Raw genomic sequence first — 10,080 nt, 5'->3', positions numbered from 1 at the left:
CACTTAAATAACATTGCTTTAACTCATCTTCAGGAAGATTAAATAATCTTGAAATAGTTTTTATTATTTCAGGAACTCTTTTTTTAGGAAAATTATTTTCATTCTCAATTCTACTCAAAACGGAAACATCAACATCAAGCTCATGAGCCAATTTACGTTGTGGCCAATTTTCCTTTTCCCGAAGTTCTTTGATTAACTCTCCAAAGGTTTTCATGCAGCCAATTTATTGATAAAATTCGTATTGATAAAATTTATCAAGTTTTATTTTATCAATAATCTTTCATGATAACTCTTATTTTTTCTATAAGCAACTCTGGATCAGACTTTATTTCGCATTCCCAAAAAACGAAAACCTTCCACCCTATCTCACGAAGTGTGAAAATCTTTCTTTTGTCCCGATTAACATTTCTCTCAAATTTTTTTTTCCAAAATTCAGTGTTTGATTTAGGTAATGGTAGATCACATTTAGGACACCTATGCCAATAACACCCATTGATGAATATTGCTATTTTCTTTCCGGCGAAAGCAATATCTGGCTTACCTTCAACTTTTTTCCAATGTAATCTATAACCTCTTATTCCATTATACCATAACAACTTCCTGAAAATAACTTCAGGTTTAGTGTTCTTCGCTCTAATGGAACTCATCACTTTTGAAGCCAACTCTGAAGAAGGTATTGGAGAACGTTTATCTCTTATATATTCCTTCTTATCATCAAGTTTCATCATGGCCTATTACCTATTGGAGAGGCAGAAGAAATATTCTGAATCGATGTATTTGCCAAGCAAGAATTAACAACCCGGTATAAATTATCAGATTTTCCTTGTCCAGTGATATCCTTTACAGTATTGAAAGCTGATTGAGAGACATTTATGACAGTTGTATTATTATCTGGTTTTATACCTATCATTAGTATTGGTAAAGTAATCGAAAGGTCAGCAGAGGGGAGCTCTTTAATACATCTCTCATAATACGTAACATTCGAATCAATTCTTTTAGCTAGTTCATGAAAAGGAACTATACACAATCCCATGTCTACCATATTTTGTGAGTAGGCTGTTTGAAATTTAAAAACATCAGAATACCATCTGGACATATTGCCAAATTGAACTTCGGATTGTATCGAAAGGTTATTAAATGCCTTCCTAAAATCAGCTTTCAAACTGGAGCCAGGAATCGATGTTGCATTTGGATGAAAGTCCCAGTTATTTAGACATGCAAATTTAACATCGAAATAAGCATTCAGTAATTGCTGTACTACATCTAATCTAGGATTCTTAGCTGATTTATTCGGCCAGGTATACAATGGACAATCTCTTATGATCCGAGTAATCTCATTTATCGCAACCGAATAATTAGGATGCTCAATTATTTCCTCAGCAAACCTGTAACTATAAATCTCGAAATCCATTATTCTGTTATTCTTTCTTTTTCTATTCCAATTAATATACAAGGGCATGGATCTCCTACACCTCTATCCACTCTTTGAATAAGTTTACTCATATGTGTAGTTGAAGTACCATACTTAGAACTACATAAATACTTTGCAATTGAGTTAATCGAATTTTCTTTATCCAATTCAATAAACTCTTGAATTCTTGTTTCAGCTTTTTGAGAAAGATTTAAAGCCTTTGATAGATCATCTTTTGAGTATGGATAAATACTGCTAAGATACCTTTTATAAACATCGAGTAATTCAACTTGTAAAGTTTGCCCTCTCGTAATAATTATTCCTAAAGCTAACTCTCCAACTTGATGAAGTTTTCTGAAATTTTCGAGATCTCGATCAAAGAACGGATCTTTAGTATTCCATTCAATTTCCAATCCAATATTTCCTTTCACAAATTCTTTGTAATGATCTATTTTGTGGCTTTCCGATGTTAATACCTTATCTTTAACTTTATGCTCATTTTCAATTTTAACTTCAATCCAGTCATATTCATAGAGTTTGTCTCTAAGACTTTTTGCAATTGAACTTAGACTACCACCTGCAGACATTAATTGAGTTTCCGTAAACTTAAATCTATTCAATACTTCAGATAATTCACTTACAGCTTCTTGAAAATGATCTTTTATAATTGAGTCGGCAAAACGAGTAAAGTAAATCTCATACCCATCAATATTTATTACATCTGAATTTTCGTAAAAATTGCTAGTCATTTCATTAGTTTTCTGACTTTAACCTTAGTTCCCTACAAATTGTATTTAGCACTTCGCATGGATCAACATCAATTGCTAAAGCAATCAAATACAATTCATCAACTCTTAATTTTGTACTAGTATTATTAGACAATTCACTAAGCCTTGTTTTACTAATACCAGTCTTTCTGGCAACGTCAGAGCGATTAACTGATTTCCTTGCAAGATATAATCCTAACTCGGTCATTTGATCTGATTTTAAGAACACAAATTTACCGAATCAGACATCTTTTCCCGAAAAAAATGAACTTCTATTTTGGAAACTGTCCGACTATCAGCGTATTTGATCCGATAATCGGAATTATTTATTCCAAAAACAAACAAATGAGGCATTATACATATACATAAATCTCAATGTGAACAAATAATGTAAACACAACGAAAACCATAATCTAATGCATAACCTGTGATAAATTCATGAATTGGGTAGATATCTAACAATGGAAAATGATTACAAAAACAAAATGTATCACCTAATAACAAAGGAGGTGTTATGAGTCATTTATGACGCCTATTATCATCGTCTAATAATTGTCGTAATTTAGAGTAATGAAAAAAATAAAGAAGATAGGTATTCTCTCCTTTGCTAAATTCCAAGCTGTCCTGGGTGTACTTATTGGCTTAGTTTGCGGCATTCTGTATTCATTTGGCGGATTAATCATAGATGCAATTGTAACTATTGGATGGATGACTTCAACAGAAACACCAGGATTAAGTTATGGAACAGTGTTGGCATTTGGAGCACTAATTGGTATGCCAATTATATTTGCAGGTGCTGGGTTTTTATTAGGGATCGTTGAGGCTATTCTTTATAATATCTTTGCAAAATGGTTTGGTGGGCTAAAAATAGACTTTAAGCAAAAAGATTAACCTCACTCGTCGGAGTTTGTAATTTCTTCACTTCATAAAGTAGCTTTCAACCATTACTTCTCTCCCATTCCACCAAGCTAATTGCATTTAAAAATTCCTTTTCCAACTCAAGCCGTTGAGGCTTCACCTTTTTGCCTCCAGCTCAAAAAGGTGAGAAAAAAGCCGCCGACTAAAGCACTCGTTTACCCATTATGGCATCGTTACGGGAAAAATTTAAAGATTTACAGCTTGATATCAAATTTTTCAATCCTCCACTTATGCCAATGGGTACCCAAACTACGTTGCTCATGTCGGTAAAATGTACCAGATATAACGCAGCAACATTAAATGCAATTGCCCAGCCATTCCACATAGCTATAATGCATTAACTCAAAACCCTTATCTTGCGGAATAATTTGCATCCAATGTATATTAATCTGCATACGCATCATCCAGATAAGAATCATGACGGTATTGAAGTCGTTAATGTGGATATTCATTCGAAGCCTGATCAGCCTCCTCCACTCTATTCGGCAGGCATTCACCCTTGGTATGTTGGTGAAAGCAGTGATGTAGAGTTAAAAAAGCTTAGAAACCTTGTATATGATGAGCGTCTTGTTGCTATTGGTGAATGTGGTTTGGATAAGTTAAAAGGTCCGGCATTGGATGTGCAAACGGAGTTTTTCAAGACTCAGATTAAACTTTCAGAAGAACTTCACTTACCTTTAATAATTCATTGTGTAAAAGCCTATTCTGACATTATCAAACTACGTAAAGATTTTCTCCCCAAACAAGCCTGGATATTTCATGGTTTTAATGCCTCAAAGGAAACTGCGGAGCAAGCCCTAAGGCATGACTTTTACTTCTCGTTTGGTAAGGCATTGCTTAATGATCGATCAAAAGCCTGCCAGGTATTACCCTTTATTCCAACCAATCGGCTATTTTTGGAAACTGATGACGATCCTCAATTGAGCATCTCATCTGTTTACCGTAAATCTTCAGAATTACTTAATATTGAAGAATCCCAATTACAAGTAATTATTAAAAATAACTTTAAGTATCTATTCAATGTCGATTGAAAGCATTATCAATCCCCTTAACACCGACTGGACCACCTGGGGGCTAACTGTTCTTGGTGCCTTTTGTGTAGGTATTTCAAAAAGTGGATTGAAAGGCATGTCCATGTTTGTAATTCCTTTATTGGCACATTTGTATGGTGGTAAAGCATCAGCCGGTTTGCTTTTACCTTTTTTATTAATGGGTGATTTAATGGCACTTAGATTTTTTTATAAGAAGGGAAAGATTAAGTTAATACTACAATTGATTCCATGGGCGGCTATTGGTATTTTGGTAGCGGTTTTCGTCGGCAAACAAATCAACGATACCCAGTTTAAGCATACCATGGGTGCAGCTATTTTAATTTGCCTTGGCCTGTTGCTTTTTAATGAGCTTAAGGGCAAAAAAGACGTTTCCTCTTCAAAAATATTTAGCGGATCGCTGGGGCTGATGGGAGGTTTTGCCACCATGATTGGTAATGCTGCGGGACCAATTTTTAACCTATACTTGTTATCAATGCGCCTGCCTAAGGAGGCTTATATAGGAACTGGTGCCTGGTTTTATATGATATTAAATTCAAGTAAAATCCCTTTTCATATTTTTAGCTGGCAAACTATAACCTGGCAAAGTATACAATTAAATCTTGTGCTGTTCCCTGTTTTGATATCAGGCTCTTTTATTGGTAAAAAAATCGTTGGTTATATTCCCGAAAAACCATACAGATACCTGATTTATACGATTATTCTAATATCAGCTACTTTATTGTTTTTCTAATTAATACAGCATTTGTCATGTAGCCGACAAATTTCGCTTGCCTAATCGCGTATTATTGTAATATACCATCAGGTAAGCCATGAAAAGCCATCTCGTCATATTTCTATCATTTGGGTTTCTGATAAACATTGAAGCACAAACCTGTTGTTCTGGTGGGACGCCTTTAATCTCTAACCTGGGGATACAGGCTCCGGGAAGCAAAAGTCTTGGTTTACAGCTAAGCTACGACTATAATTTTCTGAATCAATTATATGATGGTTCAAGTCGTTTAGACGACGATAGCCGGGAACGCATCACCCAAACGATGTTTTTACAACTTATATATGGGATCAATGAAAAGTGGTCGATTAACCTTTTAACTTCCTACGTCAAACAAGAACGAGTAATCATCAGTAACATCGGCACCAATAAAGAGGAATCCAATGGCCTTGGTGACCTGATACTATTGGCACAATATACCCCCATAAAAAACCTGAAACGTTCATTAACCATTGCTGCAGGGCCAAAACTACCAACCGGTAAGTTTGACGCGGTTGATAAGGAATTTGGTATCGTTCTTTCACCCGATCTTCAACCCGGAAGTGGTTCTTTGGATGCAATTATCGGATTAGCTTATACTGAATCACACCTGTTTAAAACACCCGGACTCAATTACCTCGTCAATGCCGGATTCCGCTATACCACACCGGCAGAGCGTTTTGAAGGAGATTTTGATTATCGATTTGGAAATGAATTACTCCTTAACAACGGATTAAGCTACACCAAGGCCTTCTCAAAATTCAGCCTGACGCCTTCTGCTTTTATCAGTTATCGTCATACGCGTGAAGATAAGGCAGATGGAGATTTTGTAGCAGGTACCGGCGGACACTGGCTTAATCTGCTTCCCGGCATTAATGTGGAACCATGGGCTAAGTGGTCGTTTTTTATATCCGGCGAAATTCCTCTCTACCGGCACCTCAACGGAACACAACTAACAACAACATATCGTCTCAACATTGGATTAAACTTTAAAATACTCTAGTTATGATGGGATTTATTAAACTAACAGCTTTGGTTGTTCTGATGGGCTCCTGCAGCAAATCAGACTCAGACGACGGCTTGCCTTCAGCAGGCTTGCCAAAAAATAAAACAGACAAGGTGGTGGTGATTGAAGACTCATTTAACGGGAAAGACATAGTATTGGCCGGTAATGTGGCCGACCTGTACATCGTGTCTTTTGAACGACGCTTAAATGGTACTAAATTAAACTTTACACCGCTTCAGGATGAACTACCCAATATTATGGAGGACAATGAAGGAAATACATGGGATATTTTTGGCTTTGCCACCAGTGGACCTCGTGAAGGAAACCGGCTTAAACCAACTCAATCATTGATGGGGTATTGGTTTTCGTTCGGCACCTTTTACCCGGGAATCGAAATTTATCCTTTAGCTGATAAAGGTGAATTTGAAGGGGAAAAGATCGTGGGAACCGGCACATGGCTGGTACCTCAAAATGAAGTTAGATCAGGAGGAGTTGGTCGCGACGGCATACCAGCTGTGGATAACCCACGTTTCGATTCCTCTTCTTCGGTTTCCTTCTTATCAGATAATGACATTGTGGTTGGTTATAAAAATGGTGACAAAACAAAAGCTTATCCACATGATGTGTTAGACTGGCACGAGATAGTTAATGATCAACTCTCGGGCACTAATTATGCTATAATCTATTGCCCTTTAACCGGGACAGCAACAGCATGGGACCGTAATTTAAGCGGAACGATGACCACCTTTGGTGTTTCTGGCTTGCTATACAACACCAATATTATTCCATACGACCGAACAAGCAGCTCCAACTGGTCACAACTGTTCAACAAATCAATAAGTGGATTATATGTTGGTCAGGTACCGCGAAATTACATGGTGCTTGAAACCAAATGGTCAACCTGGAGAAAGTTGTATCCGGCATCGGAAGTCATGAATTTCAATACCGGTCATTCGCGTAATTATGGCACCTATCCATATAACAATTACAAAAACGATAAAAGCCTGATATTTCCGGTTAAGTATCATGATCTCAGACTGCACGAAAAGGAACGTGTTCATGCGGTAATTGTCAATGGTAAAGCCAGGGCTTATCGTTTTGAAAGCTTTGTGTCGGAATGATGATTACAAGAAGTTACAAGCAATCATGGATATTCAGTATAATCAGCCTCTTTCCGGTTCTGATCTTCCATGAACAATTGACTTTGAACCTGACAAGCATCGCCCAGATTACTTTGCTTTTATTAGGCTTATTGATGATATTTCACCTTATCAATAAACACCTTTCACGAAGGCTAAACTGGTTACGATACTGTCTCTTTCCGGCATTATTTGTTGCCTATGAATATCTGGTTATGTGTATGCCGAATAGTTGGTGTCTGTTTAAATATCAGAATGCACCACTTTCAGATGTAATATTTCTTGTATTTGCATGTCTGTCAGGAATAATGCTTGCTTTTGCACAACGGAGAAAACCATTAACCATAGTCGAATTACATTCTGAAAAAATAGGAGATTGAATTAAACCCGCAATATGCATTGGAAAATCCGGGTTAAACGGTCGACAAAACGGAGTCACCGTCGGAGTCGAAATGACAAGTTCCATCATCATGCCGTCTGACATTTCGGCTCCTTTTAATACATATTCAATAGTAACCAAAGATTCGCAAGTTTTTCTGTTTCCCGCTGATTACGCAAGACTTGTCCCTCAACAACAGGATTATCGCAGATTTTTATTCACCCAAATGAGTGAATGCACTTTCAGTGATAATCCGCGATATCTGCATGCAAAATTAAGGATTAAACCGAAACGTTTCGAATAATGATCTTTTTACGATTGTAGTTAATTACCCCTGACTGTTCCATTTTAGCAAGTATGGAACTGGCTGTTTGCCGGGTTGTAGCTGCCAGACTGGCTATTTCGTGATGTTTCAACCTAAGCGGAATCTCGATACCGGTATCACAGGTTTTACCGTAATCCTCTTTTAATTCGTTCAGCACCGACTTAATTCGATCCTCAGCCGATTTAAACCACATGCGTTCTAATCGTGTCCGAATACGTTTTAGCCTGAAACCTAACAGCTTTGTCACTTCGAGGGTTAAAAGCGGATTGTTTTTCAATATCCTTTCAAACTGGTCGATGCCCACCTGGCAAATAGTAGCGTCTTCGGTTACTATGGCGTAACTTTCCCTTGTCTTCTCCCCTGCCAATGCCAACTCGCCAAATATCTGACCAGGATGAAGCAAGGCATGAATTAATTCACGACCATCTTCCGAGTAAGAAACAATCTTAACCCTTCCTTCTTTTAGAAAATAGATTTTAGAAGATAAATCATGAGGCAGATACACCGATTCGTCCCGCTTAACCAATTTCATTATAGAGCATTGACTCAGCTCCATTTTCTCCTCTTTTGACATCACTTTCAGAAAGTTGAAATTGTCAAAATACCATAGTTTCGAACCGTATTCTGCTTCCATCTTTACAATATCAATTAAACCATCTAAAGCTTAGTCGCTTAGACATCCAAATCCTTTCAAAAAAATTAAAATAATCAATATGCTACGAGATACACTATTATTTTAATAGTTGCTATCTGACTGATTGACTGTTAGCCGAACTCAAATATATTGTAAGTGCTGCCTTTTGTCATTTAAATTATAAGTTGATTATTGTACCTTTACGAGCAGATATAGAAAAATTACAATTGTACTAAATCATACCGAAATGAACGATATCAATTGGAGTGACTTGTCATTCAGTTATATGAAGACAGACTACAATGTTAGGTGCTATTACCGCGACGGTAAATGGGGCGAATTGGAAGTACATTCTTCTGATCAGGTTAGCATCCACATGGCTGCAACAGGTTTACACTATGGCCAGGAAGCTTTTGAAGGACTGAAAGCCTTTAAAGGTAAAGATGGGAAAACCCGTCTGTTCCGTATCGAAGAAAATGCCAAACGCATGTATAATTCAGCAGTCGGCACCATGATGGCTGAAATACCTGAAGACATATTTGTCAATGCTGTTGTGAAAGCTGTTGAGCTTAACAAACGTTTCGTGCCTCCATATGAATCAGGCGCTTCTTTATATATTCGTCCGTTATTGGTTGGTACTGGTGCTAAAATTGGTGTAGCTCCAACCGATGAGTATTTGTTCATGGTGTTTGTTATGCCTGTTGGTCCATACTTCAAAGAAGGATTTAAACCGACCAACATGATGATCTCGCGTAAATATGATCGCGCTGCTCCACTTGGAACCGGCAACATCAAAGTAGGTGGCAACTATGCAGCCAGCTTACGTGCGGGTCATGAAGCTCACGACAAAGGTTATTCAGCGGTTCTTTTCCTTGACAGTAAAGAAAAAAAATACATTGACGAATGTGGTCCGGCCAACTTCTTTGGTATTAAAAACAACACATATGTAACGCCAAAGTCAGAATCCATTCTTCCATCGATTACAAATATGAGTTTGTGTCAGTTGGCTGAAGATATGGGTATGACTGTTGAACGTCGACCAATTCCTTTAGAGGAGCTTGGCTCATTTGAAGAAGCCGGTGCATGCGGAACTGCTGCGGTAATCAGCCCAATCGGTCAAATTGATGATGTTGAAGCTGGAAATTCATACGTATTCAGTAAAAACGGTGAACCAGGTGCTACATCGGAGAAGCTATACAACAAGTTACGCGCCATCCAGTATGGTGATGAGCCAGATACTCACGGATGGATAACTGTAGTTGAGTAGGACATCCAAATATTAGAGTTAAAGAATTCAGATAAGCAGAAATGGATTTCGTTTAGCGAAATCCATTTTTTTATATTTGACTTATCGGATAAATATTAATATTTTAAAATACTTCATCCGATGAGTTATTAACCTCAATCCGACATAAAACTTTAGATTCAGAGAACTTATAAGATAGTAAGGTTCATTAAATCGAACCGAGGCTATTATGCTTTTAACTACCTTTACGTCTCAATTATCAAGAATCATGACAGACTTACGAATTGAAAACCTTAATATTTTTATTGAAGAGCCCATTATTACACCAGATGAGCTCAAAAAACAATATCCGCTAACTGATAAAACTACCAAAACTATTCTTGATGGTCAAAATGCAGTTAAACGGATACTTCATAAAAAAGATAATCGACTATTAGTAGTTGTTGGGCCCTGCT

Annotated in this window: 12 protein-coding genes and 1 pseudogene; 7 read left to right on the top strand and 6 right to left on the bottom strand. The window is 37.2% G+C overall.

All coding sequences use genetic code 11. The annotated features are described in order from the left end of the window. The 5 genes from AC4MRQ_RS23010 to AC4MRQ_RS22990 all read right to left on the bottom strand — a co-directional run. Window positions 1–214 (bottom strand): helix-turn-helix domain-containing protein (locus tag AC4MRQ_RS23010; protein ID WP_491200078.1); only part of this gene is annotated, 214 nt, incomplete at its 3' end. A gap of 55 nt (window positions 215–269) precedes the next feature. Continuing rightward, the gene (locus AC4MRQ_RS23005) at window positions 270–728 is read right to left on the bottom strand and encodes a very short patch repair endonuclease (RefSeq protein WP_491200077.1); all 459 of its coding nucleotides are present in this window, start codon (window positions 726–728) and stop codon (window positions 270–272) included. Beyond that, entirely contained in the window at window positions 725–1,411 is a 687-nt protein-coding gene (locus AC4MRQ_RS23000; protein ID WP_491200076.1) for a BglII/BstYI family type II restriction endonuclease, read from the bottom strand. Before AC4MRQ_RS23000 ends, AC4MRQ_RS23005 begins: the two co-directional genes overlap by 4 nt. Then, window positions 1,411–2,160, bottom strand: coding sequence for a BglII/BstYI family type II restriction endonuclease (locus tag AC4MRQ_RS22995; RefSeq protein WP_491200075.1), 750 nt, complete (start codon window positions 2,158–2,160; stop codon window positions 1,411–1,413). Before AC4MRQ_RS22995 ends, AC4MRQ_RS23000 begins: the two co-directional genes overlap by 1 nt. Window positions 2,161–2,164: 4 nt before the next feature. Further along, window positions 2,165–2,386, bottom strand: a complete 222-nt coding sequence (locus AC4MRQ_RS22990) for a helix-turn-helix domain-containing protein (protein WP_491200074.1) — start codon at window positions 2,384–2,386, stop codon at window positions 2,165–2,167. A 362-nt stretch (window positions 2,387–2,748) separates the two neighbouring features. Here AC4MRQ_RS22990 and AC4MRQ_RS22985 point away from each other — a divergent pair, with 362 nt between their 5' ends. The 5 genes from AC4MRQ_RS22985 (at window position 2,749) to AC4MRQ_RS22965 (ending at window position 7,023) form a co-directional block, all read left to right on the top strand. After that, complete coding sequence (locus AC4MRQ_RS22985) at window positions 2,749–3,069, top strand: hypothetical protein (protein ID WP_491200073.1); 321 nt, start codon at window positions 2,749–2,751, stop codon at window positions 3,067–3,069. A gap of 404 nt (window positions 3,070–3,473) precedes the next feature. Then, the gene (locus AC4MRQ_RS22980) at window positions 3,474–4,127 is read left to right on the top strand and encodes a TatD family hydrolase (RefSeq protein ID WP_491200072.1); all 654 of its coding nucleotides are present in this window, start codon (window positions 3,474–3,476) and stop codon (window positions 4,125–4,127) included. Then, entirely contained in the window at window positions 4,117–4,878 is a 762-nt protein-coding gene (locus tag AC4MRQ_RS22975) for a sulfite exporter TauE/SafE family protein (protein WP_491200071.1), read from the top strand. The genes AC4MRQ_RS22980 and AC4MRQ_RS22975 overlap by 11 nt, the downstream gene beginning before the upstream one ends. A gap of 79 nt (window positions 4,879–4,957) precedes the next feature. After that, window positions 4,958–5,899: a transporter gene (locus tag AC4MRQ_RS22970; RefSeq protein WP_491200070.1), complete on the top strand. Its 942-nt coding sequence runs from the start codon at window positions 4,958–4,960 to the stop codon at window positions 5,897–5,899. A 2-nt stretch (window positions 5,900–5,901) separates the two neighbouring features. Continuing rightward, window positions 5,902–7,023: a DUF3179 domain-containing (seleno)protein gene (locus AC4MRQ_RS22965; protein ID WP_491200069.1), complete on the top strand. Its 1,122-nt coding sequence runs from the start codon at window positions 5,902–5,904 to the stop codon at window positions 7,021–7,023. Between the two features lie 678 nt (window positions 7,024–7,701). On the opposite strand, the gene AC4MRQ_RS22960 is transcribed toward AC4MRQ_RS22965, so the two are convergent. Continuing rightward, complete coding sequence (locus AC4MRQ_RS22960) at window positions 7,702–8,379, bottom strand: Crp/Fnr family transcriptional regulator (protein ID WP_491200068.1); 678 nt, start codon at window positions 8,377–8,379, stop codon at window positions 7,702–7,704. Between the two features lie 247 nt (window positions 8,380–8,626). On the opposite strand from AC4MRQ_RS22960, the gene AC4MRQ_RS22955 reads away from it, so the two are divergent. Continuing rightward, complete coding sequence (locus AC4MRQ_RS22955) at window positions 8,627–9,646, top strand: branched-chain amino acid aminotransferase (RefSeq protein ID WP_491200067.1); 1,020 nt, start codon at window positions 8,627–8,629, stop codon at window positions 9,644–9,646. A gap of 247 nt (window positions 9,647–9,893) precedes the next feature. Continuing rightward, a pseudogene (locus AC4MRQ_RS22950) lies at window positions 9,894–10,080 on the top strand (hypothetical protein); the annotation flags it as partial.

The organism is Carboxylicivirga sp., assembly GCF_982718395.1.
This window is presented reverse-complemented; position numbering and strand designations above follow the sequence as displayed.